Raw genomic sequence first — 26,159 nt, forward strand, 5'->3', positions numbered from 1 at the left:
AATACTAGGACTGCCGGCAAGGACGCCGGCCAGCAACGAGAGGACGGTCGCACCGTGACGGAACCCCCGCAGCAGACCCAGGCATTCGCAGGATTCGCCACGCTCCGGGTGAGCGAGGGAGCGGACCGGGTCCACGTCCAGCTGCACCGGCCCGAGGTCCGCAACGCCATTGACGCGGCCATGGTGAAGGAACTGCATGCGGTCTGCGCCGAACTGGAGCGGCAGCCGCGGGTCCTGATCCTCTCCGGTACCGAGGCCGGCGGAAAGGGGTTCTTTGCCTCCGGGGCGGACATCACCGAGCTGCGCGAACGCCGCCGCGATGACGCCCTGGCCGGCATCAACTCCGGCCTCTTCACCCGGATAGCCGCCCTGCCGCTGCCGGTCATCGCCGCACTGGACGGATTTGCCCTGGGCGGCGGAGCGGAACTGGCCTACGCCGCGGACTTCCGGCTGGGCACACCACGGCTGAAGATCGGCCAGCCCGAAGCAGGGCTGGGAATCATGGCGGCTGCCGGAGCCACCTGGCGGCTGAAGGAGCTGGTGGGGGAGCCGCTCGCCAAAGACATGCTGCTGGCCGGACGGATCCTGTCCGGGGAGGAAGCACTGGCCGTCCGGCTGATCACCGAACTCCACCACCCCGCCGGCCTGCTGGCCGCCGCCCACGCGCTCGCGGACCGCATCACCGCCTCCGATCCGCTGGCCCTCCGCCTGACCAAAGCGGCCTTCGCCGCCCCGCGGGAAGCGCATCCGCTGATCGACAACCTCGCCCAGGGAATCCTCTTTGAATCCGAGGCCAAGTTCGACCGCATGCAGGACTTCCTCGACCGCAAGGAGAATTCCCGTGGCCCTCGAGAGCGCTGACACCGGCACCGTTCCGGCACGGGTAGGGGTGCTGGGCGGCGGACGCATGGGAGCAGGTATTGCCCACGCCTTCCTCCTGGCCGGAGCGGAGGTGGTGGTGGTCGAACGGGACCGGGAAGCCGCCGACGCCGCCCGCACCCGGATCGCCGGGTCCCTCGCCAAAAGCGTGGAACGCGGGGATACGGACGCAAGTGCCCAAGAGCTCGCCGACCGTGCAGCCTTCGCCGTGGATTACGGACAGTTTGCGGTCTGCGGCCTGGTGGTGGAGGCGGTACCGGAGGACTTCGCGCTGAAGTCCGCGGCCCTGCGCGCTGTGGAGGAACAGCTTGACGACGGCGCCTGGCTGGCGACCAACACGTCCTCGTTGTCCGTGGACCGGCTGGCTGCGGGTTTGAAGCGGCCGGAGAACTTCTGCGGCCTGCACTTCTTCAATCCCGTGCCGTCTTCCCGTTTGGTGGAACTGGTCCTCGGCGCCCGGACGTCGGAGCAGCTGGCCGCCAGCGCACAGGAATGGATCGAAGCCCTGGGCAAGGCCGCCGTCGTCGTCCGCGATGCGCCCGGCTTCGCGTCCTCCCGGCTCGGCGTCGCCATTGCCCTGGAGGCCATGCGGATGGTCGAGGAGGGGGTGGCGTCCGCCGAGGATATCGACGCCGCCATGACGCTGGGCTACCGCCATCCCACCGGCCCGCTGCGCACCACGGACCTGGTGGGACTGGACGTCCGGCTGGGGATTGCCGAGTACCTGCACTCGACACTGGGGGACCGCTTCGCGCCGCCGCAGATCCTCCGGGAGAAGGTGGCCCGCGGCGAACTCGGACGGAAGACCGGGCAGGGTTTCTTCAGCTACGAATAGCTTCGCCCGGAGCCACCGTGTCCAGGAAGGTCCGGACCATGGCGGGGTGGTCCAGCGCCATGGCCACCGAAATCACCGGTGCCGGGGCGAGCAGGCCGTGCACCGTGTCCTCGCCGGCGATTCTCCGCCGGTCCACCAGGGTCTGGCCGCGGCTGTGCCCGGCAAGCTCCACCCGCACCGGGTAATCCTCCAGCACCACGGTTTCCGGTGCGGCAATCAGGCAGGCGGCACCGGCGTCGCCGATGGTCATGGGGTCCAGGGTGCCGTCATTGGCGCTCACCGTGGGAAGCGGCTCCGCGCCCAGGACACCTCCGGCCGCCCGGGTCCGGGCACCCAAGGCCAGCAGCGAACCCACGAGCCGGGCACCGGGATCCGCGGAGGCTTCCAGCTTTAGGTACTGCGGCGCATCGAGGGTCGCGAGCATAAAGACGTCCAGCCCGTACATGGTCACGGGAACACCGCTCTCCAGCACCACTGCCAGCGCCTCGGGATCATGCCAGGCATTGAACTCGGCATGCGAGGTGGCATTACCCATCCCGGCGGATCCGCCCATAAACACGATCCGTTCCAGCTTCCGGGCCGTGAGCGGGTAGGCCCGCAGGAACACCGCCAGGTTGGTCAGCGGGCCGATGCCCAGCAGGGTCACCGGTTCCGGAGACTCTTCGATGGTGCGGTGCAGCAGTTCGACGGCGGCCAGGGGTGAAGCCGATGCGCTGGCGGCGGGCAGCTGCAGCCCGCCGATCCCGTTGGCGCCGTGGAAGGCGTGTGCATTGCGGGGCTCGTTGATCAGCGGCCGCTCCGCCCCGCGGGCCACCGGAACGTCCGGCCGTCCGGCGAGGTCCAGCACGTCCAGGGTGTTGCGGAGCACCTGGTCGACGTCGGTGTTCCCGGCTACGCAGGTCACGGCGCGCAGGTCGATGCGCGGGCTGCGGGCCAGGAAGGTCAGGGCCAGGGCATCGTCCACGCCGGTGTCGACGTCGGCAATCACCGGGATGCGGCGCGGTTGATCGGGGGAGGAAGAAGAATGCACGGCGCCGTCTTTCGCTTAACCTGCTGGAAATTACCTGACAAGGTAACCAGAGAATTAAACCCTGCGGTACTTCATGAAGGGGGAAGGCATGCCGACCACGCTTCCGCGGGATACCGTCGCCGTCCTGGGCGGCGGTGTGCTGGGACTTTCCACTGCGGTGCAGCTGCTGCGCGGCGGTGCGGACGTGCTGCTGGTGACGGAAGCGGAGGTGGGCAGCGGAGCCTCCGGGCGCTCGCTGTCCTGGCTGAACGCCGGCGGCGGTTACGGCGAGGATTACTACCGGCTGCGGATGGCCGGTATCGACCGGTACCGGACCCTGCTGGCGCAGAACCCCGGCATCGAATGGCTTGCCTTCGACGGCGGCCTGTACTGGGATGACGACCCGTTCGTTGTCGTCGAGCGGCACAACGGTCAGACCCGGCAGGGCTACGACGCCCGGATGCTGGAACGCGAAGACGTTCCGGCAATGGTGCCCGGCGTGGACCCGGGGGTGTTGCCGCACCGGGTGCTGGTCAACCCGGGCGAAGGCTGGGTGTCGCTCCCGCACCTGGTCCGGTACCTGGCCGAGGAATTCACGATGCGCGGCGGCACCCTGATTGAATACGCCGGCAGGTGCACGGTTACCCGCGCGGTTCCGGGCGGCGCCGGGCCCGACGGCGGCATCAGGGCGCGCGGGATCCGCACCGCCGGCGGGGAAGAATACGGGGCCGACGCCGTCGTCGTCGCCTGCGGAGCCGGCACCCCCGCAGTACTCGCCGAGGCCGGCGTCCACCTGCCCGATGCCTCCGACCCGGCCATGCTGGTGATCAGCGAACCGGTGGACCACGGACTGCGGGCCGTGCTGAACACGCCCCGGATTTCGCTGCGCCCGCACCCCGGCGGACGGCTCGCCATGGATTCCACCTGGTACTTGGACCGGGTGCAGCGCCTGGAGGACGGCAGCTGGAGTGTGGATCCCGAGGTGTCGGCCGAGCTGGCGGCGGAGGCGAGCCGGGTGCTGGCCGGGCATCCGGAGGTGGTGCCGCAGAGCCGGCAGCCGGGGTTGAAACCGGTGCCGGGGGACGGCGAACCGGTGCTCGGTGAGCTTGCCGCGCTGCCCGGCTGCTGGACCGCCTTCACGCACTCCGGGGCCACGCTCGGCCTGATCGCCGGGGAGCTGGTGGCCGCGGAAATCCTCACCGGCCGCCGGCACCCGCTGCTGGAACCGTTCCGGCCCGAGCGTTTCAATTTCGGTTGGGACTCCTAAGCCGGCGGGTTTCTAGGCTTGCCGGTTCCTAGGCCGGTTCCTAGGCCGGGCGCGGCGCGGCCAGCACCGGAGCGAAGGCCAGCTCCGCGGCGCCGACCAGCAGCAGTTCCGAACGCAGCGCCGCCCGGCGCAGCTGTACCCGCCGGCCCAGGCCTGCCACCGCCTCGGCGGCAACGGCGTCGGTCAGCCGCTGGGGATTGGAAGCAAACAGGGTGCCGAGGAAACCGCCCAGGACAATCGTGTCCGGATTGAAGATGTTCACGAAGTTCGTCAGCGCCACTGCCAGCTGATCCAGCTGCCGGTCCGCCTCGGCGCGGACTGCAGCGGTCTGCTGTTCGGCCATCGCCGCGTCCAGCGTGTCCTGGTCCGCACGGTCCAGGCCCAGCACCTCCAGTAGTCCGGCCAGGTTCACTTCCGTTTCCAGGCAGCCGCGCCGGCCGCAGTGGCACCGTTCACCGTCGCTGCGGACCAGCGTGTGTCCGAGCTCGCCCGCGTAGCCGTCCGCCCCGCGCAGCGGCCTGCCGGCGACGATGATCCCGCCGCCGATCCCGCTCGCACTGCCGTTGAGGTAGACGGCATTGTCGGTGTCGACGGCGGCACCGAAGAGACTCTCGGCCACCGAACCCAGGGTGGCATCGTTGCCGGCGAAGACCGGCAGGGCCAGTGCCTCGGCCAGGGGATCGGCCAGCGGCTCGTTCCGCCAACCCAGGTGCGGTGCCAGCAGCACCTGGCCGTCGGAGGTGCGGGTGAGCCCGGGAACGGCCACGCCGACCCCGGCAATCCGGTCCATTCCGGCCAGGTCCGGAGCCATCCCGGCCAGCACGGCGCGGGTGATGCTTACCGTCTCGGCCACGCTCGGCCGGGAAACCGTGTCGTGGCGGACCCGGCGGTGTACCCGGCCGCCCAGTCCCACCAGGCCGACGGTCACGGCGTCGACGTCGGGATGGACCACTACGGCGGCCACCCGCTCGTTGGGGTGGACCAGCGGGCTGGGCCGGCCGACCCGTCCGGCGGGCGGATCCGTCTCGTAAGCCAGCCCCATGCCGGCCAGTTCGCCGACGAGGGCACCGATGGTGGAGCGGTTGAAGCCGGTAAGCCGGGTCAGGTCCGCGCGGGAGAGCTGCCCGTTCCGGTGCAGCAGGGTCAGGATGCGGGAGAGGTTGGCGGACCGCAGGTTATCGGTACCGCGGCCTGCCGGTGCAGGGGCGCTGATAATGCCGCGTTCCACGTCTTTGTTTCCTCCCCGGTTACTGGTCATCCTCCAGCCTACCTGTCGACGTCACGATTTGGTTGGGGGCGGCAACAAAATATCCTCCGGCAGCCCGCACTGCGTGCGGGGCGGAAGCTTTTTCGTCCGGGAACCATTGACACCGGACCGCTGCCCGAATATGTTGTTGCTTCCAACTAATACTTGATCTGGAGCTATCGTGACAATGACGCCATCGCCTTCCGACCGCTTTACCTTCGGCCTCTGGACCATCGGCTGGACCGGAACCGACCCCTTCGGCACACCGACGCGGGCCGCACTGGATCCCATCAAGGGCATGCACAAGCTCGCTGAACTGGGCGCCTACGGGGTGACCTTCCACGACAATGACCTGGTTCCCTTCGACGCCACGGCGCAGGAGCGGGACATCATCATCAAGAACTTCACCAACGCCCTGGCCGAAACCGGCCTCAAGGCACCCATGGTGACCACCAACCTGTTCACGCACCCGGTGTTCAAGGACGGCGGCTTCACCTCCAATGACCGCTCCGTCCGCCGCTTCGCGCTGCGCAAGGTGCTGCGAAACATCGACCTCGCCGCGGAGCTCGGCGCGGAAACCTTCGTGATGTGGGGCGGCCGCGAAGGCAGCGAATACGACGGTTCCAAGGACTTCTCCGCAGCCTTTGACCGCATGCGTGAGGGCATCGACACCGCTGCCGGCTACATCAAGGAGAAGGGCTACGGGCTGCGCATCGCCATCGAGCCCAAGCCCAACGAACCGCGCGGCGACATCTTCCTGCCGACCATCGGCCACGGCCTGGCATTCATCGCCCAGCTCGAGCACGGTGACATTGTCGGCCTGAACCCGGAGACCGGGCACGAGCAGATGGCCGGGCTGAACTTCACCCACGGCATCGCCCAGGCCCTGTGGTCCGGCAAGCTGTTCCACATCGACCTCAACGGCCAGAAGTCCATCAAGTTCGACCAGGACCTCGTCTTCGGGCACGGCGACCTTACCAGCGCCTTCTTCACCGTGGACCTGCTGGAGAACGGTTTCCCCAACGGCGGACCGCGCTACGAAGGCCCGCGGCACTTCGACTACAAGCCCTCCCGCACCGAGGGCTACGAAGGCGTCTGGGAATCCGCCAAGGCCAACATGGACATGTACCTGCTGCTCAAGGAACGTGCCCTGGCCTTCCGCGCCGATCCCGAGGTACAGGAAGCCATGCAGTACGCCGGCATTACCGAGCTGGCACAGCCCACGCTGGCTGCCGGTGAATCCGTCACGGACCTGCTTTCCGATTCCGCGTCCTTCGAGGACTTCAACGCCGACGCCGCCGCGGACCGCGACTTCGGTTTCGTGAAGCTGAACCAGCTTGCGCTGGAACACCTGATGGGTGCCCGCTAGGCTACCTGCGCACGACGCGCAAAACATCACCGAATCGTGCTGCCGCCGGGCCCTGGGGGACCGGCGGCAGCACCCGTTGAAAGGCTCGACATGCCACTCGTTGCCGGAGTCGACAGCTCCACCCAGTCCTGCAAGGTAGTCATCCGCGATGCCCAGACCGGCGCGCTGCTGCGCGAAGGCACGGCCCGCCACCCGGCTGGTACCGAGGTGGACCCGGAAGCATGGTGGGCAGCCTTCCTGGAAGCTGCGGCGGCTGCCGGGGGACTGGACGACGTCGACGCCGTCTCGGTAGGCGGGCAGCAGCACGGCATGGTCTGCCTGGATGAAACCGGTGCCGTGGTCCGCCCGGCCCTGCTCTGGAACGATGTCCGCTCCGCCGCTGCCGCGGACAAGCTCGTTGCCGATGCCGGGCCCGACGGTGCCCGGTACTGGGCCGACACCACGGGCTCGGTGCCGGTGGCCTCGTTCACTGCGACGAAGCTGCGCTGGCTGGCCGAAAACGAACCGGAAAACGCCGCCCGCACCGCCGCCGTCTGCCTGCCGCACGACTGGCTGAGCTGGCGCCTGGCCGGTTACGGGCCGGGCAGCGGTGCGGAAGGGCTGGCCGCTCTGACCACCGACCGGTCCGACGCCTCCGGCACCGGCTACTGGTCCCCGTCCACCGGCGAGTACCTCCCTGAAATCCTGGAGCAGACCCTCGGCCACGTGCCGCAGCTGCCCCGCGTCCTGGGCCCGCTCGAAGCGGGTGCCCGCACTCCCGCCGGTGCGCTGATCGGGCCCGGCGCCGGTGACAACGCCGCTGCCGGACTGGGTGTCGCTGCCGGGGTGGGGGATGTGGTGGTCTCCATCGGCACCTCAGGCACCGTGTTCGCCGTCGTCGACAATCCGACGTCGGACGCCACCGGCCTGGTGGCCGGCTTTGCCGACGCCACCGGTCACTTCCTCCCGCTGACCGCCACCCTGAACGCGTCCCGCATCCTGGACGCCACCGCCGCCCTGCTCGGGGTGGAACTGAACGAACTGACACGGCTGGCCCTCTCCGCTCCGGCCGGTGCCGACGGCCTGGTGATGGTGCCCTACTTCGAAGGGGAACGCACCCCTAACCTGCCGGACGCCACCGGGTCCCTGCACGGCATGACGCTGCGGAACTTCACTCCCGCCAACCTGGCCCGGGCCGCCGTCGAGGCCGTGGCCTGCTCGCTCGCGGACGGTTTCGCGGCGCTGAAGAACACGGGGGTCTCCGCGCAGCGGGTGATCCTGGTGGGCGGAGCTGCCCGGTCCGAGGCGATCCAGCAGGTCATCGCCGCTGTCTTCGAGCTTCCCGTCACCGTCCCGCGGCCGGGGGAGTACGTGGCCGACGGCGCCGCCCGGCAGGCCGCAGCCATCCTCACCGGTGAGTGGCCTGCGTGGAACGACGGCGCGTCCGTGGTGGTCACGGCGGATCCCACGCCCGGGGTGCTGCAGCGTTACCGGCAGGCTGCGGGAAGCCCTGCGCTGCCGGCTGCCGGATAGGATCGGGCCCATGACTTCCACTTTCGGGCCCAACGGCCATCCGGTTTCCCTGGCCGCCGGGGATTACCGGGCCACCATCCTGCCGGTGGGTGCCACGCTCGCCGGGCTGACCTTCGGCGGCCGGGACGTGGTGCTGCCGCTCGCGGAGGACGAAATTCCGGAGGCCTTCACCGGCAAGGTACTGATGCCCTGGCCCAACCGGATTGCCGGCGGCCGCTACACCTTTGGCGGCACCGAGTACCAGGTGCCGGTCAACGAGCCCGAGACCGGCATGGCCCTGCACGGGCTGGTGGCCTGGGATGCCTGGGACGTTGTCGAAACCTCGCCGGAGCGCGCGGTCCTGCGGCACCGGCTGATGGGACAGCCCGGCTATCCGTTCCAGCTGGAACTGCAGGCGGTCTATGCCCTGGATGCCGACACCGGACTAAGCGTGGAGTTGTCCGCCGCCAATGCGGGCACTGCGCCCGCACCCTACGGAGCCTCTGCCCACCCCTACCTCACTGCAGACCGGGTGCCGGTGGACCGGTGCGTGCTGGACGTTCCTGCCGCGCAGGTCCTCGGTGGTCCGGAGCAGTCCGGCAGGCCCCTGGATTTGAGCGAACTGCGGGACACCAAGGGGACCGTGCTCTCCTTCTCCGCTCCGGAACCGATCGGCGCACGCACTGTGGACCATGCCTTCACCGGCCTGCCCGACGGCGACTGGCAGGCCACGCTCACCGACCCGGAGACCGGCTTCGGCGCCGTCCTGTCCGCCAGCGGCAAGGAGGCACCGTGGCTGCAGGTCTATTCCGGCGAGAAGATGGACCGCCTGGGCGTGGGCGTGGAGCCGATGACCTGCCCCCCGGATGCCTTCAACTCCGGGGAGGGCCTCATTGTGCTGGCACCCGGCGAGGATCACCGGCTGTCCTACCGGATCGCGGCCGTTTCTGAGAGGTCGCGGCAGTAGACTTCCCGGATGCGGACTCTGGAGACCGATCGACTGACCCTGCGCCCGTTCACGTCCGAGGACGCGGCGTTCGTCCTGGACCTGTACTCCCGCATGGAGGTGCAGCGTTTTCTGGGCACCAACCCCAAGCTGATGCAGGACCGGGCCGAGGCGCTTGCACTCATTGAGGCGTGGGCCGGCAGGGACGACGGAACCTGCGGCGTTTGGGCGGTGCAGGACAAGGACACCGGTCAGCTGGCCGGGACGCTGCTGCTCAAGCCCATCCCGGCGTCGGGCCCGGAACGGAAGCCCTCGGACGATATTGAAATCGGCTGGCACTTCCATCCAGACAGCTGGGGCAAGGGCTATGCGTCGGAGGCGGGGGCAGCCGTGCTGGCACACGCGTTCGCGGCGGGCCTGCCGCAGGTCGTGGCCGTCACCAACCCCGCCAACACGGCGTCGATGCGGGTCTGCGGGAAAATCGGGTTGCAGCACCAGGGCAGCACGGACCGGTATTACAACACCGTCTGCGAGCTCTTCACCGCCGAAAACCCGGGCTAGGGTTACGCGAACTGCTTCTGCAGGAACGCCAGGGCCAGGACCTCGTCCTCGATGCCGCCGGCCTCATGCTGGTTGAACGGCCACACGGACAATTCCTTCGGACCGGCGTAGTTGTTGTACGCGGCGTAGACCGTGGACGGGGGAGTGGTGGTGTCCATCAGCCCCACCGAGAACAGGGCGGGGGCCGTGGCGCGCGGCACCAGGTTCACGGCGTCGAAATAGCGCAGCGTTTCCATGACCCGGTTGGCGGCACCTCGCTGCATGGACAGGAAATCAACGATTTCACGGTACGGGTAGCCGTCGGTGACGGTCAGCGCCCGCGGAAAGTCGGAAAGGAACGGCACCAGGGCGACGACGGCGGCCACCTCCGGGCACAGCGAAGCGGCAGCCAGGGCCAGCCCTCCACCCTGGCTCTGTCCCAGCACGGCCACCCGCGCCGGATCGACCGGTGCGGCTCCGCTGCCGGCCAGCGAACGCATAGCCTCCACCGCCCGGACGGCATCGGTGATTAGGCGGCGGTAGTAATAGGTCTGCGGGGCGAGCACCCCTCGCGTCATCACCCCCGGAACCTGCGGACCTGCACTGCCGGCGGCGTCCGGCGTCGCACCCGTGCTCCACCCCGCGCCCTGCCCGCGGGTGTCCATCTGCAGGTGGGCGAAACCGGTGGAGGCCCAGAACAGGCTCTCGCGGGCGTCCCCGCGCCCGCCGCCGTAACCGACAAACTGCACGATGCCGGGCAGTTGCCCATCACCTCGCACGCTCCGGGCGGGCAGCCGCAGCCAGGCCTGGATGGGTTCACCGCCGAAACCCGGGAACACCACGTCGTAAACTTCCACCGTCTGCAGCCCGCCGGGGTAGGGGGTGACCCCTACCGCCAGCGGGTGCTGCCGTGCCTCGTCCAGGGTGTCCGCCCAGAACCGGTCCAGGTCCTCCGGAGCGCTGGTGCTGCCTCGATAGGCGGCAAGCTGGTCAGCGGGCAGGTCGTAGTACATGCGTTTCCGGCTCCCGGGTTGAAGGTGCGCGTTGCGTGCGGTTGCGGGTGTTCAGCCCAGCGGCACCACGTCCGCCGGACAGTGCAGCCGCCGGGTGTGGTCCACTACCCGGACGGTTCCCGTCAGGGTAACACCGGCGGTTGCCCGGATATCAGTGCTGGAAGCCCCGAGCCGCAGCTCCAGCTCACCGGGCTCCACAATGCGCTGCCCTTCCCGCCCGGTGAAGGACGCGGCGTCGGCCGGAACCGTAAACCGCACCTTCGCCGCTTCCCCCGAGCGCAGCGGGACCCGGGCGAACCCGGCCAGCCGCTGCACCGGTCGCACCACCGAGGCCACCGGATCGTGCAGGTAGAGCTGGACGATCTCGACACCGTCGCGCCCGCCGGTGTTGGCTACCGTGACGGAGACGAACGTTTCGCCGTCGACGCCGAACTCGGCCGGTCCGTCGAGGGAGGCGTCCGACCAGTCGAAGCTGCTGTAACCCAGCCCGTGGCCGAACCCGAAGGCCGGCGTTGGATCGATGCTGGACACGTCGCTCAACTGCGCCAGCGGAGCGGCCAGATAGGTGGACGGCTGCGCACCGGGGGATGCCGGAACGCTGACCGGCAGCCGGCCGCTGGGATTCACCCTGCCGCTCAGCACACCGGCGATCGCCGGTCCGCCCTCTTCTCCGGGGAAGAACGCGTGCACAATGGCGGCGGCTTCCGTGACTGCGCGGCCCAGGGCATAGGGGCGCCCGGTCAGCAGCACCAGGACTACGGGTTTGCCGGTGTCCAGCAGTTCATCCAGCAGCTGCTGCTGCACTCCGGGCAGGACCAGCGATTCGGTGTCGCAGCCTTCGCCGCTGGTGCCGCGTCCGAAGAGTCCGGACCGGTCGCCCAGCACGGCCACGACGACGTCGGCCTCCCGGGCGGCTGACAGCGCATCGGCGAATCCGTCCGTCTCAGGTCCGTCCACGCTGCAGCCGGCGGTCACGGTCATTGCGCTGTCCGGGAACTCGCCGCGCAGCGCTGCCGCGACAGTGGGCAGCTCGATTCCCGCTGCCACCTCCGGGTGCTGCACACCCACGTGGGCGGGGAAGGAGTAGCAGCCGAGGAACGCCATCGGGTTGTCGGCATTGGGTCCGACGACGGCGATCCGGCCCGGCGCTGCCAGCGGCAGGATTCCATTGTTGGCGGTGAGGATCAGTGCCTGCTCGGCGACCTCGGCCGCCAGGGACCGGTTCTCCGGACGGTCCAGGTTCACCGAACCCAGCACGCCGGACGAGTCCGTGAGGTCCATACCGGCCAGGGCCGAGGGCACCGCGGACCAGTCCGGGTCCAGCAGCCCGAGTTCGACCTTCTGGGTCAGCACCCGCAGCAGCGCAGTGTCGATGACGGCTTCATCCAGCCGCCCGGACTCCAGTTCTTCGATGAGCTGCTCGCCGAAGGCATCCACGGTGGGAAGTTCCACGTCCACGCCGGCGGTCAGCGCCGCCGCAGCCGCCTCGCCGAGCGAACCGGCCACCCGGTGCAGTTCCTTGAGGAAGCTGATTCCGAAGTAGTCGGCCACCACGGTGCCGTCGAAACCCCACGTCTCGCGGAGCAGGCCGGTGAGCAGTGAGCGGTCCGCAGCGGAGGGGACGCCGTCGACGTCGGTATAGGCGTGCATCACCGAGCGCACCCCGGATTCCTGCACGGCCATTTCGAAAGGCACCAGCAGGACGTCCGCGCGTTCGCGCATGCCGACGGAGACCGGGGCCAGGTTGCGGCCGGCCTTGGATGCCGAGTAGCCGACAAAGTGCTTCAACGTGGCCACCACGCCCGCGCCTTCAAGTCCGCGGATGTAGGCCGAAGCGATGCTGCCCACCAGATACGGGTCTTCGCCGATGGTCTCCTCCACCCGGCCCCAGCGGGCGTCGCGGACGACGTCGAGCACGGGAGCGAGGCCCTGGTGCACGCCGACCGAGCGCATGTCGGTGCCGATAGCCGCACCGATCCGGCCGATCAGTTCCGGGTTGAACGTGGCACCCCAGGACAACGGCACGGGATACGCCGTGGCACCCCAGGCTGCGAACCCGGCCAGGCATTCCTCATGTGCCATGGCCGGGATGCCGAACCGGTTGGACTCGGCGATCCGCTGCTGGGTGCGCATCAGGGACAGGGCGCCCATGCCGGCGTCGACGGGCAGGGTGCCGAACGGTCGGGTGAGCTGACCCAGCCCGTTCGGCAGGAGATCCTCCAGCGGCACCGGTTCCTTCATATCGTGCTGGTGGGGTGCCACCTGGCCGCCTTCGCTGGAGGCGCCGACCCAGACGCCGAAGAGCTGGGCCACCTTTTCCCGCAGCGTCATCTGCTCTGCCAGCCGGGCGGCGCGCTCGCGGGCGGTCAGGGAGGTGTCCCGCCAGGGGAGGTGCTGGACTGTTGTTTCTGTCATGTCTACTTTCCGCCAACGCCCATAAGGCCCTGGACCAGTGCGCGGCGCGCAAAGAGGTACACCAGCAGGACGGGAACCATGGAGAGCATCACAGCGGCGAGGATGCCCGGCACGTTGATCCCGTACTGGGTTTGGAAGTTGAAGAGGCCAAGCGTGATCACCTTGGTGGATTCCGACTGGGTCAGGATCAGCGGCAGCAGGAACCCGTTCCAGCCCTGCAGTGCGGCGAACACCGCAATCGTGGACAGCCCGCCTTTGGACAGCGGCAGCACCAGGCGCAGGAAGGTGCGTGTGGTGGACGCTCCGTCCACGGACATGGCTTCGTAGAGTTCGGGGGTGATGTCCCGCATGGTCCCGGAGAGGATCAGCGTGCAGATCGGCAGTGCGAACGCGGCCGTGGGCAGGATGATGCCCAGCAGGGTGTCATACAGGCCCACCGAGTTGATCAGGTAGAACATGGGCACAATCACTGCTTGGACCGGAATGGCCAGCCCGAGCAGGAAGAACCGGAAGATCAGCGTTGTGGAGCGGGACTGGCTGCGCACAATTGCGTAGGACAGCGGCGGCACCACCAGCAGGACAATGCCCACCACACCGGCCGTAACCAGGAAGGTGTTCAGGAAGTACTTGCCGAAACCGCTGTCGAAGACCAGCAGGAAGTTCTCGAAGGTCAGGCTGGTGGGCACGGACAGCGGGCCGTTGGCGCTGAACTCGGCACGGCTCTGCACGCTGGCGGCAACCATGACGTACAGCGGCAGGGCCACGATCAGGAGCCAGACGGTGACCGCGGCTCCGGCAATGTAATTGGGGCGGGTACGCATCAGACTCCCTCCATGGTGCTGCGCATTTTGTCGTAGCCGGAGGCCTTCACCATGATCAGTGAGATGGCGGTGGCCACCACCACGAGGACCAGTGCGATGGCGGAGCCCATGCCGAAGTTGTAGCGGCGGAAGGCTTCCTCGTACATGTAGAACGCGGTGATGGTGGTGTCCGTCCCGGGTCCGCCGTTGGTCAGGATCAGCACCGTCTCGAAGGTGGTCAGCCCGCCCACCACCATCAGGATCACCGAGGTAATGATGCTGTTGCGCAGCTGCGGCAGGGTGATGGAAAAGAACTGGCGTGCCCGTCCGGCGCCGTCGATTTCCGCGGCCTGGTATAGCACCGGCGGAACGGACTTGGCGGCGCCCTGGTAGATCAGCGTGTGGAAGGGGGTGAACTGCCACATACCCACGAAGATGATCACGCCGATGGCGGTGGACTGGTTGCCGAACAGGTTGCCGTCCCCGAACAGCCACTTGAGCTGCGCCGGAACCCCGAAGTTCGGATCCAGCAATGCGCGCCACAGCACCGAGATGGCGGCGGAGGAGAGCAGCAGGGGGAGGAAGAAGATGGCGCTGAGCACGGCGCGGTTCCGCTGCGGTCCTGCTGCCCAGACACCGAGCAGGATGCTCACGGGAGTCTGGGTGGCAACACCCAGCACAATGAACAGCACGCTGAGCCACAGGCTCTTGAGCATTACCGAATCGCCGGCGAGCGTTTCCCAGTTCTCCGTGCCGACAAACTTCGGTTCGCCCAAGCCCGTCCAGGTCATAAAGGACAGGACGACGACGGCGATCAACGGGACCACGGCGAAAAGCAGGAAAAAGACGGTGGCGGGCAGGGTCCAGGCGACGCCCGGACGGTTCAGCCGGGCCCGGCCGGCACGCACCGGACGTCCCTTGGAGGGGTTGTCCGGTGCGGCCGGCGGCCGGGGTGGAAGCAGAGTGGTCATGGTCTCGGCAATCGGTCCGGCTATTTCTTCAACGACTGCATGGCTTCAATGAAACCGTCTTCGTCGATGCTTCCGGCGAAGAAGTCGGCAACAGCACTGTGGATGGTGGGTGTTGCGGCCGGCGGGTAGGCCTGGTCCCAGGACAGCTGGAAGTTAGGCGCATCCTCTACCAGTCCGAACTGGAACCGGGCGTAGTCCGGGTTGGTCGCCTGGTCCAGGAATCCCTCGGTGCTGGTGGTGGTGGGCAGGTTGCCGATGGCCATCTGCTCCTGGACAAACTCGTCCGAGTACATCAGCTTCAGGAAGTCCCGTGCGGCTTCCGGGTAGCGGGTGTCCGCCAGCACGGAGTAGTAGTTGTTGGTGTTGCCGACCAGGTTGGCAGGATCTCCCTTGCCGCCCTCGATCTCGGGGAATTCGCTCCAGCCCAGGCCGCTGGCTGCGAACTCGGGGTTGACGTCCTGGATGGTGGAGTACTCCCAGGAGCCCATCAGTTCGAAGCCTGCCTGGCCGCTGGAGAGCAGGGTGTGGGAGCCGCCGTCGGTGAACTTCACGGACTGGAAGTTGGTGCCGAAGGCCCCGGTGTCCACCAGTTCACGCAGCATGCCCAGCGATTCCCGGCTTTCTTCGGAATCCCAGACGTCGGTGTCGCCGTCGATAGCGGACTGGAAGAGTTCCGGTCCGGCTACGCGGTCATAGACGTAGGAGAACCACATCTGGGTGGGCCATTCGTCGCCGCCGCCGAGGGCGATCGGGGTCTTGCCTGCAGCCTTGAGCTTCTCGACGGCGTCGAGCAGTTCGTCCCAGGTCTGCGGTGCTTCCTCGATGCCTGCCGAGGCGAGCACTTCCTTGTTGTGGAAGAGCATCACGGGCTGGGTGCCGCGCATCGGCACTCCGTACGGGGTGTCATCCACCGTGGCGACGTCGAACACCGAGGGAAGGAAGGCGTCCTTCAGCTGCGGATCCTCCTCGATGAAGTCATCCAGCGGCATCAGCAGATCTGCATCGACGAAGTCGGAGATGCTGCCTCCGCCCCAGTTGAAGAAGATGTCCGGTGCAGCGTCGGTGCTCATGACCGTCTGCAGCTTCTGCTGGTATTCGGCGCCGGGGATGGTATCCAGCACCACCTTGACGTCGGAGGTCTCATTGAAGCGTTCGACCATGGCGGATTCGACGTCGTTGCTCGCGTCTCCGTAAACGAGGACATGGATCTCGTTTTCGGGACGGTCCGAGGCAGCGGAGTCGCCGCCTCCACAGCCGGCCAGGGTGAGGCTGAGCGCCAGTATGCCGGCGGCAGCCAGGACCGGGGTCCGGGACGAGGGTTTGTTCATCGTTGAACACCTTCCGAAAGTTTCGGTATATTGGTCGAAAGTTACTAGACGCCGTCAGCATAAGATGCGCGTAATGTGATGCGCAACACTTTTCGATAAACTGTTGTCCGCGCTGGCTCGAACACCCGAAGGACTACCTATGCAGTCATCACTGCCGCAGAACCCGGTCACGCTGGCGGACCTGGCCTCCGAGGCTGAGGTTTCACTCTCGACAGTTTCGAAAGTTCTCAACGGCAGAACGGACGTTTCGCGGAAAACGCGCGCGAAAGTCGAGGCGTTGCTGGAGGAGCACGGCTATCGCCGTAAGGGCGGGGCCAAGTCGCGGCTGCTGGAACTGGTGTTCCACGAACTCGAAAGCGCCTGGGCACTGGAGATCATCCGCGGCGTGGAGAACATTGCCCGGGAGAAGGGCCTGAGCGTGGTCCTGACGGAGAGCGGCACCCGGCACGCGCCGTCGCCCGAGTGGGTGGAAGGGGTCATCGCCCGCCGGCCAGTCGGCGTCGTACTGGTCTTTTCCGACCTGGCGCAGGACTCACGTCGGCAGCTCGAAGCGCGGTCCATTCCGTTTGTGATCATCGATCCGGCGGGGGATCCTGCTCCGGATGTGCCGTCCGTGGGGTCGGCAAACTGGTCCGGCGGCATGATGGCCACCCGCCATTTGATCGATCTGGGGCACACGCGGATTGCTGCGATCACGGGGCCGGAGGACATGATGTGTTCGCTGGCGCGGATTGACGGCTACCGATCTGCGCTGAACAACGCCGCACTGCCGCTCGACCGGGATTTGATTCGGTACGGAAACTTCCACGTTGACGGCGGCCGCGACCATGCGCTGGAACTGCTGTCGCTTCCGGACCGGCCTACTGCCATTTTTGCCGGCAGCGACCTGCAGGCGCTGGGGGTGCTCGACGCCGCCCGGCAGCTGGGTATCAGCGTCCCGGATGAGCTGTCGATTGTCGGGTATGACGATCTGCAGGTGGCGCAGTGGTCCAGTCCTGCGCTGACCACCGTGCACCAGCCGCTGATCGAGATGGCCGAAGAAGCTGCCCGGATGGCGGTCCGGTTGTTCGAGGGGGAGCGGCCGAACAACCTGCGCCTGGACCTGGCCACCTCGTTGGTGGTGCGGCAGAGTACTGCTCGGGTACCAGCGGCCGTCAGCTCATAGGCTTGGGTGGGTCCCGGCTGGGTCCCGAGGCGCCCGGGTGCCCACTGCTGCCAGCGTCTTTCCGTGAGCCCGTGAGCCCGTGAGCCCGTGAGCCCGTGAGCCCGTGAGCCCGTGAGCCCGTGAGCCCGTGAGCCCGTGAGCCCCGTGACGCGATGACGCGGTGAGGCCGTGAGGCCGTGAGCCGGTGCGCCCACGACCCGAGGCGCCCGTGCGCCCGTGACGCCGTGATCCTGTAAGCCGTCCCGACACAAGGACGCCAGGATCTCATGCCGCCGTTTTGCACTCCGCTCAAAACGGCGGTGGGGCTTCAGGAATGTTTTTCTCATGGTCTGTCGTCGCGTGCGCCGTCCCTAGGTCCGGGAGCCGCTGCTTATGATCCGTCCGCGGGTCCGTCGGCTGCTGAGAAACCAAATCGAGAAACGGCTCTGCGCGATAGACTCGGCCGGTCGGCGAAGTCCACTCAATCACCCCGGGGATGGGCTGGCACGCTTTCCAATAGCCCAGAGTCTTGAACCGGTGGTGCCGGCGGCAGAGGTGTTCAAGGTTCCCGTGGTCCGTGGGACCGCCGCGCGCCCAGTCGATGGTGTGGTCGATGTCCGCATTTGCGGTGCTGACCCGGCAGCCGGGAAACCTGCAGGTTCCGTCCCTTGCGCGGAGCCAGCGGCGAAGCCCGGCAGGGACCTTTCTGCGCCGTCCCACGCCCAGGATCTCTCCGGTGTGCGGGTTTTGGGCCAGTCCGGTCCATCCGACGGCGTTGCGGGCCAGTCGGCGGGCTTCTTCGGCGCTGATGGGGCCGTAGCCGTGCAGTTCTGCCGGCTGGTCGTCGGCTCCGAAGAGGGTCTCTGCGCTGATCAGGACCATGATTTCCGCCCTCGGGACGATTCCATCGTCCGGTCCTGTTGGGCGATCGGGTGCGCCCTCCGGGCCGTTGCCAAAGCCGGTTCCGTCCTCGTCCCGGGTGGCTGCGCCAGTGTCATTGCTGGTGTGGCCGGTGCCGGGTCGGGTTCCGGACGCGTCTCGGGAACCGGCCTTGTCTCGGGCTCCGGCAGTCGCGAAAAGTCCCCGGCTGCCGCCCATCAGCAGCTGCGCCAAAATATCGGCACGCAGCTGGTCCGTGGTCCGAGGATCCCCTCCCGCCTGCTCACCCCGCGCGCAAGTGCTGAGAGCGGTATAGATCTGCTGCGCTTCCGCCGCACGCAGGTGAGCCGACAGGCAGGACATACCGTCTTCTTCGCGGTCCAGGGTGACCTTGCGCTGTTCGAAAGCGGTCAGGTGCCTTTTGCTGACCGTCTCCGGGAACGTCTTTTCGCGCAGCCGCCGGGCCTTGGCGGAGAACTGCGCCCGCGTCTGACCCTCCGCAGCCTTCAGCAGGTCGGCCTCGAACCCGGGGAGTTTCTCCGCAGGAACGTTCTGGCACTGCTCCAGGACCACCTGGGCATGCTGGTACGAGAACCGCCCCTCCTCCAGCCCTGCCAGGGTCGCCGTATGGGTGCCGCACAGCTGCCCGGCCTCGCTCAGCAGCCGCTGACCGGTCACCTGCGGAACATTCAGGATGGCGGCACATTCGGCAGCCGCGAGGCTGAAAGCGATCCCGGGTTTATCCCGCTCCGACGGGTCGAAGAACTTGTCCCGGAAGATTTCCTCCATGCGGTTCAACAGGTGGGCCCGCTGCGCCTGCCCCCAGGAAATCAGATGCTCCACCCGGACCAAGGCCTCACCAACCGCGGCTTCGTCGAAGGCTTCAAGGTTCTGCAACGCAAGGGTCCCGGTGAAACCGTCCGGGTAAGCATCAGCAGTGTCCCCGGCGGCGCGGGTTTCCGCGGCTCCATTCGGAAAAACCGTTTCCACCGGGTCGGTTTCGGCGGGGAAACCAGAAGGGGTAGCCGTGGAAGTGGAGGCAGGTCCGGTCGTGCCGGCGTCGGGCTTCCCGCCGTCACCGACAGTCACTGCCAGCGCCGCGCGAAACACCGCCAGAGTTACGGGAGAGCAGGGCGCCTCCGCGTTACCAGCCGGCCTTGTCGGCGGCTGGTCCATGCCTGGCTCTTCAGTTGTCGGTTCGGTATTTCCGAGCTGATCCATACCTCAGGATTTCATCCGGCACTGACATTTCCGGGCCCAAACCAGCCCCTAACTGGCCTCCCCGGAAATCGAAAATACCTGTCTTTTCTGCAGCACTACCTACCCCGGGAACCTGGCTCCGGAAGGGTCCGCCGGGGGAGCCCCGAACGCCCCCCAACGCCTCTCAGCACCGACATCCCAGCACCCAGGTTCGACGGCCCCCCTGATCATGGCTAAGGTCAGCGGGACCGATACACCGGAGAGAGAGCCGCCCAGCTATGCCGCAAAGTGTTGAAGACGTCCGCGATGAAATCCTTTCGGCCGCTTCTGCCGTCCGAGCCGCAGCGAGGGTGGACGACGACGAGTGGCGGAGCGGGGTGGCAAACCGGATTGAGCACATGTTTGCCGGCATTACCGAAGTCTCCGACCTGCGGGAGAGGGCCGCTGACTGCCTGCGCCTGTACGGAGGGATGGGCTCCTTTGCGGACGTCGGCACCGAGGCCATGGCTGGCGCGGTCACCAAGCTGCGCGTGCCTTTGGTCCGTGCGCGCACTTTCGCGTTTGACTAGACAGGCCCGCCCCGAACCGTCGGACCACCCTGCACCCGGTACCCCGGCAGGATCAGCCCGCAGGCGGGGAAAGGATTTCCACCCGGTTCCCGAACGGGTCCCTGCAATGGAAACGCTCGTAACCCTCGAACGTGTGCCGGTCAGCCCAGGAGACTTCGAAGCCGTGCCGCGAGAGCCTGGCTCCCAGTTCCTCGAGTGCATTAGCAGAATCCAGCAGCAGGGCAGGGTGCGCCTTCCTGGCAGGAACAAAGGGGGAGTCCACTCCCAGATGAATCTCCGCGACGACGTCCTCGCCGTCGAACGCCCGGAACCAGCAGCCTCCCCGGCCGGCGAGCGACGGCGGCTTGTCCACCTCAGTCAGTCCCAGTGCCTCACCGTAAAACCGCCGGGCCTGGTCCTCCCCGCCCGTGGGTATTGAAACCTGTACATGGTGCAGCCGCATGAATCCCCCGAGTCCCGACTGATTGCAGTAACGGACCTGATTGTGCCAGAAGGTGCCGTTGACCGGCTCCGGGGCGGGTTCCAGACTGGGAGCAGCACGTTCGCCGTCCACCACCGAGCGTCCGCCACCGAGCCACCTGAGCCACCGCCACCGAGCCCCCGACCGAAGGCGCTTCCCATGGACAAGAACTTCCTGAACTACCCGGACTGGCAGGCCACCGCCGACACCCTGCACCTCTACCTGCAGGTGGCGGGCAAGGTGAAACTGGAGCGCAGCTACCCAGAACCGGAATGGGGCCACGTACGGATGCCCCTCACCGTCCAGGGCATCGGGACCGGCATCATGCCGGGACCCGATACGAACTTCGAGATTTACTTCAACCTGCGCCAGCATCATGTGGACGTGCAGAACAGCAACTACATCCGCACCCGGATTGAACTCACCGACGGCCTCAGCGTGGCGGACTTCTACCGTCAACTGATGGGGGCGCTGGAATTCATCGAGGCGCCCACGGTCATCAACACCGACCCGCAGGAATTCTACGATCCTGTGCCTTTCGACGCCGATACCAAGCACTCCACTTATGACAAGCACGCGGTGGAACTTTTCCTGGACAACCTGCACTTTGCCCACCGAAGCCTTGGGCAGTTCCTCGGGCCGGTGCGCGGAAAGGTCTTCGCACCGTCGTACTGGTTCGGCACCATGGACCTTTCCGGAACCATCTTCAGCGGACAGTCGGAGCCCTACCCCGGAAACGGCGTGATCGCCGTGAACTGCTTTGATGAACGGTTCTGCGAGTTCGGCTTCTGGCCCGGCGACCCGTCCTCCACCGAACCCGCGTTTTACGTGATGCCTTATCCGTTCCTCTCCAACATCGGCAGCTACGGGACCATGCTGGCTCCGGCCAAGGCAGAATTCCTCACTCGGTCCAGCGAGTTCATCCTCACGCTCAAGGACGCCTTCAGTTATGACGATCCGCAGCAGGCCGTGGTGGACTTCTGCCGAACGAGCTTCGACATAGTGCAACGGCTGGATCCGTGGGACGACATCGACTGGATCACCGAACCGCTGGCCTACTGACGGTAGAGCCCGGCGTCGCGGCACCCAGACCTCTTACGCCACGCGCTAGCAGCTCGAAAAAGCGCACGCCTGACCGGTCCGGCTTCGGCAGGAGGCTGCCGTGACACGACCCCGAACCCCGGGGCATCGTGTCGCGGCAGCCTTTTCTGTGGCCGGGCATCGACGGCGGTCCCGGGCCCAGGAGCAGATTCGCGCCACCCGCTGGCATGCTGACATACTGTTGGTAAACCCGAAATGAAGGCGGATCCCTCGATGTCACCCCGCAAACTGTTCCGCACCCTCGCCCTGGCCGAAGCCGTGACCTGGACCCTGCTCCTGATCGGCATGTTCGCCAAGTACGTGCTGGATTTTGAAGCGCTCACGCCCATCTTCGGCGGCCTGCACGGCTTCGTCTTCCTGTCCTACGGCGTGGTCACCCTCTTTGTCTGGGCCAACCAGAAATGGCCGGCCCGCACCGGCATCCTCGGCCTGGCCACCACGGTGATCCCGTGGGCCACCATTCCCTTCGAGAAGTCGGTGGACCGCCGCGGCATGCTGAAGGGCGGCTGGCGGATGGCCCCCGGCGGCGAAGAGCCCACCAACGGCGTGGACCGGATTGCCGCCCTGGTGCTGCGCCGGCCGATCGCCGCCGGGATCGTGGCCCTGGTTGCCGTGGCCGTGGTCTTCAGCGTCCTGCTCTACCTCGGCCCGCCCGTTCAGCTGGGGTAACCGTTCCGCTGGCCCGCCCGTTCAGCTGGGGTAAGCCCTAGGACTCCGTGGCCAGCGGGGCGCCCGGCTCAGACGGGGCCGCGGGCTCAGCGGCACCGGAACGCAGCCGACGCCGGCCCGGACGGTTGGAGCCGCCGCCGCGGTACGCCGTCGTCGCCGTGGCCAGAATAAGGACAATCAGGGCGGCACAGCCGATGATCACCGAAACCATGGCCATCGCCCCGCCTCCGAGAATGCCGACCAGCGGGCTGATGATCCCGGCCAGGCCCACCTGGAGGGCACCGATCAGTGCCGCGGCACTTCCGGCCATATGCCCGTAGTCGTTCAGGGCGAGTATGGAGGAGTTCGAAGCGATGAAGCCGTGCATCGCCAGGACCAGCCACAATCCGGCGGTCAGGCCGGCGGCGCCGCCGAAGCCGGTCAGCACAATCACCGGCAGCAGGACGGTCAGCCCCAGCAGCAGGACCACGGCCAGGCGCAGGATCCCCATGGGGGAGTAGCGGCCCACGAGCCACGCGTTGAGCTGCGCGGAGATGACCATGCCGACGCCGTTGATCGCGAACACTGCGGCGTACTGTGCCGGGCTGAGGCCGTATTCGTCCTGGAAGACGAACGGCGAACCCACCACGTAGCTCATGATCACTGCCATGCCCAGGCCGGGAATGGTGGCCAGCGCCAGGAACTGCCGGTCCTTCAAAAGGACCCGGAAACCGCTGAAGGTGCTGGCTCCGCCCTTGGTCCGGCGCCGTTCCGGCGGCAGCGTTTCGGGCATCCACTTCAGCACGATCGCTCCGAGCACAACACCGATCAGCGCCAGCGCCAGGAACACCGCCCGCCAGTTCCACAGGCCTGAAACGGCCTGCCCGATGCTGGGGGCCAGCAGCGGGGCCAGGCCGATGATCAGCATCAGCCGGGAGAGCATCGCGGCGGCGGAGGAGCCGGTGAACCGGTCACGGACCACGGCGAGGGCCACCACGCCGGCGGCGGCGTTGAAGAAGCCCTGCAGCAGGCGCAGCACAATCAGCGCGCCGATGTTGGGAGCCAGGAAGCACAGCAGCGAAACCACCACGTGCAGGGCAATGCCGATGATCAGCGGCAGCCTTCGCCCGAAGCGGTCCGAGAACGGTCCGATGACCAGCTGCCCGACGGCGGCACCGAGCAGGGTGCCCGAGAGCGTGAACTGCGCGGCGGCGGCGCTGGTGTGCAGGTCCTCGGCCACCTCCGGCAGGGCGGGCAGGTACATGTCCGTGGTCACTGCCGGAAGCGCGGCCAGGGCGCCGAGCATCAGGATGTATTTGATGCTCGTGCGGGTTGCGGTGCGGTTTCGTGTTCCGTTTTTGGGCGGGGTATCGCTCACAGGCACTCCTGGTGCGGTTGTGGTTCCTAAATTCTATGGATGGCGTACGCCGGCACCGGCCAGCACGGCGCGGTAGCCTTCCCGGTACGTGGGGTAGGCGAAGTCGAATCCCGTTCCGCGCAGGCGCCGGTTGCTCAGCCTGCGGTTGCCGCCGCGGCTGCTGGAGGTGTCGCCCGCCGGCGGCAGCTCGCGGCCGAGCTCGGCAGCCAGGAACCCGAGCACTTCGGCCAGCTCCACCGGCTCCATATCCACTCCAACATACAGCGGCGCGGGATGGAAAACCCGGGTGGCCAGGTGCACGATGGCCGCGGCTGCGTCGTCCCGGTGGATCCGGTTGGTCAGCTGCGTGCCGGCAGGTACGACGGCGGTTCCGGCGCTCACGGAGTCGATCAGCCGGGTGCGTCCCGGCCCGTAGATGCCGGAAAGCCGCAGCACCACCGCGTCGGGGCGGCGGGCATGCAGCAGCTGTTCGGCCTCAAGGATGACGGCCCCGGTGGCCGACGCCGGGCGGGCCGGGGTTTCCTCGTCCACCTCGCCGCCGTCGGCATCCCCGTACACCGCTGTGGAGGAAACGAACAGGATGCGGCGCGGCTCCACGCCGTCGCGCTCCAGCGCGTCCAGGACGTTGGCGGTGCCGGTGACGTAGGCGGCACGGTAGGCCTCCTCGGTCCGCTGATCGGCGGCCACCGCAATGACGACGACGTCGGTGTCCGCCGGAATGCGCGGCAGGTCGCCTGCCAGATCCACGGTCTGCCCGGTGATCTCCTTCGGCAGTTTCTCCGGGGAGCGCCGCCAGCCGAGCACGGAAAAGCCGGCCGCAGCGAACCGCAGGCCGGCCTCCGTGCCCAGATCGCCGCAGCCGGCGATCAGGACCGTCATGTTCTACTCAGCCAGGGCGGAGATGACGGCCTTGGCCACATCCTCGCTGGACTGGGGGTTCTGGCCGGAAATCAGGTTCCGGTCGCGGACCACGTAGCTGGTCCAGGCGGGACCGGTTTCGATCACGGCGCCCTTGTTCCGCAGCACTTCCTCCACGAACCAGGGGGTGTTCTCCCCGGTGCCGCCGTTAAGCTCTTCCTCGTCCGTGAAGACGGTGAGCTTGCGGCCGGAGAAGATGAATTCGCCGTCCTCGGTTTCGGCGGCCAGCAGGCCGGCCGGGCCGTGGCAGAACGGGGCAATGATCTTGCCCGCGGCATCGGCCGCGATGAGGATCCGGCCCATGTCCTTGTCGAAGGCCAGGTCCGCCATGGGGCCGTGCCCGCCCGGCATGACCACGGCGTCGTACTCTGACATGTCAGCGTCGGCGAGCACCAGCGGCGAGGAGAGCTCGGCGTCAATGTAGGCAATGTACTGGGTGAAGGCAGCGGCCTTTTCCGGGCTGCCGGCGGATTCGGGAGCCAGGCTGACCTGGTCCACGGTGGGCTTCATGCCGCCGGGGGTGGCGATGCGGACGGTGTGTCCGGCTTCGCGCAGCACGCGGTGGGATTCAACCAGTTCCTCGGCCCAGTAGCCGGTGGGGTGTTCGCTGCCGTCCTTCATGGTGAGGGAGTCTGCTGCGGATACAACCATCAGGATATTTGCCATGCGTTCTTTTCTCCTTTGCTTGGCGGGAAAAGCGGAAAGTGTTGTTACTTGGCCGGTGCTGCGGCGGCGCCGGCGGCGTCCAGCTCAGCGAAGGTGGCGTCGTCGAGTGAGATGTCTGCGGCACCCAGGTTGTCCTCGAGGTGCTCGATGGAGCCTGTGCCCGGGATCGGCATCATGACCGGGGAGCGGCGCAGCAGCCAGGCCAGGGCAACCTGCGAGGTGCTGGCGTTCAAGCGCTTCGCTGCTTCGTCCACGGGACCGCCCGGCCGGGCCAGCTCGCCGGCGGAGATCGGGGCCCACGGAATGAAGCCGATGCCGTTGTCCTCGGCGTACTTCAGCACGTCCTCGGAGGAACGGTCGGTGAGGTTGTAGCGGTTCTGCACGGTGGAGACGGTGAAGAACTTCGACGCGGCTTCCAGCTCGGCAACGGAGACCTGGGACAGGCCGAGCGCCTTCACCTTGCCCTCCTGCTGGAGGTCGCGCAGGACGGCGAACTGCTCTTCGGGATCGACCTTGGGGTCGATGCGGTGCAGCTGCAGCAGGTCCAGGGAATCGACCCGCAGCTTGCGCAGCGCGAGTTCGGTCTGCTGGCGCAGGTATTCGGGGCGGCCCACCGGTACCCAGACGTCCGGGCCGGTGCGGACGAAGCCGACCTTGGTGGCGATGCGGACGCCGTCCGGGTAGGGGTAGAGCGCCTCGGCGATGATTTCTTCGCTGATGTTCGGTCCGTAGGAGTCTGCGGTGTCAATGAAGTCGACGCCCAACTCGACGGCGCGGCGCACCACGTCGACGGCGGTTCCGCGGCTTTCCGGCTCGCCCCAGACACCGGGTCCCACAATCCGCATGGCGCCGAAGCCAAGGCGGTGGACAATGCCGAGGTCCTTGAGGTCGATGGTGGGGGACAGGGCGGGAGAGGTTTCCGTCGTATCAGTCATGTAGGCGTCAACAAGGCCCGTCGCCGGGTTTATTCCTCAGCATCCTTACTTAGGTGCCGGCGGCCCCCTTTCGGACCCTGTTGTCCGGACCCCCGCTGTGGGCTACCTTGTACCCACCGTGGCAGGGCATTCGAAGCTTCCGGCCGGCGGAT

Annotated in this window: 24 protein-coding genes; 11 read left to right on the forward strand and 13 right to left on the reverse strand. The window is 67.5% G+C overall.

The window, feature by feature from the left end; genetic code table 11:
- Nucleotides 1–54 precede the first annotated feature (54 nt).
- Nucleotides 55–861 (forward strand): enoyl-CoA hydratase/isomerase family protein, encoded by an 807-nt coding sequence (locus N2L00_RS03460; protein ID WP_255863556.1) that lies wholly within the window; start codon nucleotides 55–57, stop codon nucleotides 859–861.
- Nucleotides 836–1,714 carry a 3-hydroxyacyl-CoA dehydrogenase family protein gene (locus N2L00_RS03465; RefSeq protein WP_374676621.1) on the forward strand — a complete coding sequence of 293 codons (879 nt, stop codon included), beginning with the start codon at nucleotides 836–838 and terminating at the stop codon, nucleotides 1,712–1,714. Before N2L00_RS03460 ends, N2L00_RS03465 begins: the two co-directional genes overlap by 26 nt.
- Here the strand turns inward: N2L00_RS03465 and N2L00_RS03470 are convergent.
- Nucleotides 1,701–2,744, reverse strand: coding sequence for a nucleoside hydrolase (locus tag N2L00_RS03470; RefSeq protein WP_255863554.1), 1,044 nt, complete (start codon nucleotides 2,742–2,744; stop codon nucleotides 1,701–1,703). The genes N2L00_RS03465 and N2L00_RS03470 overlap by 14 nt on opposite strands.
- An 88-nt stretch (nucleotides 2,745–2,832) precedes the next feature.
- Here N2L00_RS03470 and N2L00_RS03475 point away from each other — a divergent pair, with 88 nt between their 5' ends.
- Entirely contained in the window at nucleotides 2,833–3,990 is a 1,158-nt protein-coding gene (locus tag N2L00_RS03475) for an FAD-binding oxidoreductase (RefSeq protein WP_255863553.1), read from the forward strand.
- Between the two features lie 40 nt (nucleotides 3,991–4,030).
- Here the strand turns inward: N2L00_RS03475 and N2L00_RS03480 are convergent, their stop codons facing one another.
- Complete coding sequence (locus N2L00_RS03480; protein WP_255863552.1) at nucleotides 4,031–5,218, reverse strand: ROK family transcriptional regulator; 1,188 nt, start codon at nucleotides 5,216–5,218, stop codon at nucleotides 4,031–4,033.
- Between the two features lie 205 nt (nucleotides 5,219–5,423).
- Between N2L00_RS03480 and xylA the strand changes: the two genes are divergently transcribed.
- The 4 genes from xylA to N2L00_RS03500 all read left to right on the forward strand — a co-directional run bounded on the left by xylA (nucleotide 5,424) and on the right by N2L00_RS03500 (nucleotide 9,603).
- Complete coding sequence (xylA, locus tag N2L00_RS03485; RefSeq protein WP_257795155.1) at nucleotides 5,424–6,605, forward strand: xylose isomerase; 1,182 nt, start codon at nucleotides 5,424–5,426, stop codon at nucleotides 6,603–6,605.
- Between the two features lie 90 nt (nucleotides 6,606–6,695).
- The gene (locus N2L00_RS03490; RefSeq protein ID WP_255863551.1) at nucleotides 6,696–8,117 is read left to right on the forward strand and encodes an FGGY-family carbohydrate kinase; all 1,422 of its coding nucleotides are present in this window, start codon (nucleotides 6,696–6,698) and stop codon (nucleotides 8,115–8,117) included.
- A gap of 10 nt (nucleotides 8,118–8,127) precedes the next feature.
- The gene (locus tag N2L00_RS03495) at nucleotides 8,128–9,063 is read left to right on the forward strand and encodes an aldose-1-epimerase (RefSeq protein ID WP_255863550.1); all 936 of its coding nucleotides are present in this window, start codon (nucleotides 8,128–8,130) and stop codon (nucleotides 9,061–9,063) included.
- Nucleotides 9,064–9,072: 9 nt separating this feature from the next.
- Nucleotides 9,073–9,603, forward strand: coding sequence for a GNAT family N-acetyltransferase (locus N2L00_RS03500; protein ID WP_255863549.1), 531 nt, complete (start codon nucleotides 9,073–9,075; stop codon nucleotides 9,601–9,603).
- 2 nt (nucleotides 9,604–9,605) lie between these two features.
- On the opposite strand, the gene N2L00_RS03505 is transcribed toward N2L00_RS03500, so the two are convergent.
- From N2L00_RS03505 to N2L00_RS03525, 5 genes are read right to left on the reverse strand one after another with little or no spacing between them, the layout of a single operon-like run.
- Entirely contained in the window at nucleotides 9,606–10,595 is a 990-nt protein-coding gene (locus N2L00_RS03505) for an acetylxylan esterase (protein WP_255863548.1), read from the reverse strand.
- Between the two features lie 51 nt (nucleotides 10,596–10,646).
- Nucleotides 10,647–13,010 carry a glycoside hydrolase family 3 N-terminal domain-containing protein gene (locus N2L00_RS03510; protein WP_255863547.1) on the reverse strand — a complete coding sequence of 788 codons (2,364 nt, stop codon included), beginning with the start codon at nucleotides 13,008–13,010 and terminating at the stop codon, nucleotides 10,647–10,649.
- A gap of 2 nt (nucleotides 13,011–13,012) precedes the next feature.
- Nucleotides 13,013–13,831, reverse strand: a complete 819-nt coding sequence (locus tag N2L00_RS03515; protein ID WP_255766854.1) for a carbohydrate ABC transporter permease — start codon at nucleotides 13,829–13,831, stop codon at nucleotides 13,013–13,015.
- Nucleotides 13,831–14,781 carry a carbohydrate ABC transporter permease gene (locus N2L00_RS03520; RefSeq protein WP_255766855.1) on the reverse strand — a complete coding sequence of 317 codons (951 nt, stop codon included), beginning with the start codon at nucleotides 14,779–14,781 and terminating at the stop codon, nucleotides 13,831–13,833. Before N2L00_RS03520 ends, N2L00_RS03515 begins: the two co-directional genes overlap by 1 nt.
- Before the next feature lie 20 nt (nucleotides 14,782–14,801).
- Nucleotides 14,802–16,109, reverse strand: a complete 1,308-nt coding sequence (locus N2L00_RS03525; RefSeq protein WP_255766856.1) for an ABC transporter substrate-binding protein — start codon at nucleotides 16,107–16,109, stop codon at nucleotides 14,802–14,804.
- 139 nt (nucleotides 16,110–16,248) lie between these two features.
- On the opposite strand from N2L00_RS03525, the gene N2L00_RS03530 reads away from it, so the two are divergent.
- The gene (locus tag N2L00_RS03530; protein WP_255863546.1) at nucleotides 16,249–17,274 is read left to right on the forward strand and encodes a LacI family DNA-binding transcriptional regulator; all 1,026 of its coding nucleotides are present in this window, start codon (nucleotides 16,249–16,251) and stop codon (nucleotides 17,272–17,274) included.
- 288 nt (nucleotides 17,275–17,562) lie between these two features.
- Here the strand turns inward: N2L00_RS03530 and N2L00_RS03535 are convergent, their stop codons facing one another.
- Complete coding sequence (locus tag N2L00_RS03535; protein ID WP_255863545.1) at nucleotides 17,563–19,221, reverse strand: HNH endonuclease signature motif containing protein; 1,659 nt, start codon at nucleotides 19,219–19,221, stop codon at nucleotides 17,563–17,565.
- A 389-nt stretch (nucleotides 19,222–19,610) separates the two neighbouring features.
- Here N2L00_RS03535 and N2L00_RS03540 point away from each other — a divergent pair, with 389 nt between their 5' ends.
- Nucleotides 19,611–19,901, forward strand: a complete 291-nt coding sequence (locus tag N2L00_RS03540) for a DUF6966 domain-containing protein (RefSeq protein ID WP_255863544.1) — start codon at nucleotides 19,611–19,613, stop codon at nucleotides 19,899–19,901.
- 52 nt (nucleotides 19,902–19,953) lie between these two features.
- Here the strand turns inward: N2L00_RS03540 and N2L00_RS03545 are convergent, their stop codons facing one another.
- A complete protein-coding gene (locus N2L00_RS03545) occupies nucleotides 19,954–20,454 on the reverse strand; it encodes a VOC family protein (RefSeq protein ID WP_308219751.1) in 501 nt (166 codons plus the stop codon).
- A gap of 66 nt (nucleotides 20,455–20,520) precedes the next feature.
- Between N2L00_RS03545 and N2L00_RS03550 the strand changes: the two genes are divergently transcribed.
- Nucleotides 20,521–21,423, forward strand: coding sequence for a DUF5996 family protein (locus N2L00_RS03550; protein ID WP_255863542.1), 903 nt, complete (start codon nucleotides 20,521–20,523; stop codon nucleotides 21,421–21,423).
- A gap of 252 nt (nucleotides 21,424–21,675) precedes the next feature.
- A complete protein-coding gene (locus N2L00_RS03555) occupies nucleotides 21,676–22,131 on the forward strand; it encodes a DUF3817 domain-containing protein (RefSeq protein ID WP_255766861.1) in 456 nt (151 codons plus the stop codon).
- A gap of 37 nt (nucleotides 22,132–22,168) precedes the next feature.
- On the opposite strand, the gene N2L00_RS03560 is transcribed toward N2L00_RS03555, so the two are convergent.
- The 4 genes from N2L00_RS03560 to N2L00_RS03575 are packed head-to-tail and all read right to left on the reverse strand — an operon-like array spanning nucleotide 22,169 to nucleotide 26,007.
- Entirely contained in the window at nucleotides 22,169–23,488 is a 1,320-nt protein-coding gene (locus tag N2L00_RS03560) for a Bcr/CflA family efflux MFS transporter (protein ID WP_255863541.1), read from the reverse strand.
- A 33-nt stretch (nucleotides 23,489–23,521) separates the two neighbouring features.
- Nucleotides 23,522–24,367 (reverse strand): SDR family oxidoreductase, encoded by an 846-nt coding sequence (locus tag N2L00_RS03565; protein WP_255863540.1) that lies wholly within the window; start codon nucleotides 24,365–24,367, stop codon nucleotides 23,522–23,524.
- A gap of 3 nt (nucleotides 24,368–24,370) precedes the next feature.
- Nucleotides 24,371–25,072, reverse strand: coding sequence for a type 1 glutamine amidotransferase domain-containing protein (locus N2L00_RS03570; RefSeq protein ID WP_255766864.1), 702 nt, complete (start codon nucleotides 25,070–25,072; stop codon nucleotides 24,371–24,373).
- A gap of 44 nt (nucleotides 25,073–25,116) precedes the next feature.
- Nucleotides 25,117–26,007 (reverse strand): aldo/keto reductase, encoded by an 891-nt coding sequence (locus tag N2L00_RS03575; protein WP_255863539.1) that lies wholly within the window; start codon nucleotides 26,005–26,007, stop codon nucleotides 25,117–25,119.
- Between the last annotated feature and the right edge of the window lie 152 nt (nucleotides 26,008–26,159).

This window comes from Arthrobacter sp. zg-Y1171 (assembly GCF_025244845.1).
Classification (GTDB): Bacteria; Actinomycetota; Actinomycetes; order Actinomycetales; family Micrococcaceae; genus Arthrobacter_B.

What these genes read in the sequence shown, in the direction of transcription:
- N2L00_RS03490 (WP_255863551.1), top strand. Translation starts at nt 6,696, where the DNA reads ATGCCACTCGTTGCCGGAGTCGACAGCTCCACCCAGTCCTGCAAGGTA.
- N2L00_RS03520 (WP_255766855.1), bottom strand. Translation starts at nt 14,781, where the DNA reads ATGACCACTCTGCTTCCACCCCGGCCGCCGGCCGCACCGGACAACCCC.
- N2L00_RS03505 (WP_255863548.1), bottom strand. Translation starts at nt 10,595, where the DNA reads ATGTACTACGACCTGCCCGCTGACCAGCTTGCCGCCTATCGAGGCAGC.
- N2L00_RS03540 (WP_255863544.1), top strand. Translation starts at nt 19,611, where the DNA reads ATGCCGCAAAGTGTTGAAGACGTCCGCGATGAAATCCTTTCGGCCGCT.
- N2L00_RS03575 (WP_255863539.1), bottom strand. Translation starts at nt 26,007, where the DNA reads ATGACTGATACGACGGAAACCTCTCCCGCCCTGTCCCCCACCATCGAC.
- N2L00_RS03555 (WP_255766861.1), top strand. Translation starts at nt 21,676, where the DNA reads ATGTCACCCCGCAAACTGTTCCGCACCCTCGCCCTGGCCGAAGCCGTG.
- N2L00_RS03525 (WP_255766856.1), bottom strand. Translation starts at nt 16,109, where the DNA reads ATGAACAAACCCTCGTCCCGGACCCCGGTCCTGGCTGCCGCCGGCATA.
- N2L00_RS03515 (WP_255766854.1), bottom strand. Translation starts at nt 13,831, where the DNA reads ATGCGTACCCGCCCCAATTACATTGCCGGAGCCGCGGTCACCGTCTGG.
- N2L00_RS03570 (WP_255766864.1), bottom strand. Translation starts at nt 25,072, where the DNA reads ATGGCAAATATCCTGATGGTTGTATCCGCAGCAGACTCCCTCACCATG.
- N2L00_RS03475 (WP_255863553.1), top strand. Translation starts at nt 2,833, where the DNA reads ATGCCGACCACGCTTCCGCGGGATACCGTCGCCGTCCTGGGCGGCGGT.
- N2L00_RS03530 (WP_255863546.1), top strand. Translation starts at nt 16,249, where the DNA reads ATGCAGTCATCACTGCCGCAGAACCCGGTCACGCTGGCGGACCTGGCC.
- N2L00_RS03550 (WP_255863542.1), top strand. Translation starts at nt 20,521, where the DNA reads ATGGACAAGAACTTCCTGAACTACCCGGACTGGCAGGCCACCGCCGAC.
- N2L00_RS03565 (WP_255863540.1), bottom strand. Translation starts at nt 24,367, where the DNA reads ATGACGGTCCTGATCGCCGGCTGCGGCGATCTGGGCACGGAGGCCGGC.
- N2L00_RS03495 (WP_255863550.1), top strand. Translation starts at nt 8,128, where the DNA reads ATGACTTCCACTTTCGGGCCCAACGGCCATCCGGTTTCCCTGGCCGCC.
- N2L00_RS03510 (WP_255863547.1), bottom strand. Translation starts at nt 13,010, where the DNA reads ATGACAGAAACAACAGTCCAGCACCTCCCCTGGCGGGACACCTCCCTG.
- N2L00_RS03500 (WP_255863549.1), top strand. Translation starts at nt 9,073, where the DNA reads ATGCGGACTCTGGAGACCGATCGACTGACCCTGCGCCCGTTCACGTCC.
- xylA (WP_257795155.1), top strand. Translation starts at nt 5,424, where the DNA reads ATGACGCCATCGCCTTCCGACCGCTTTACCTTCGGCCTCTGGACCATC.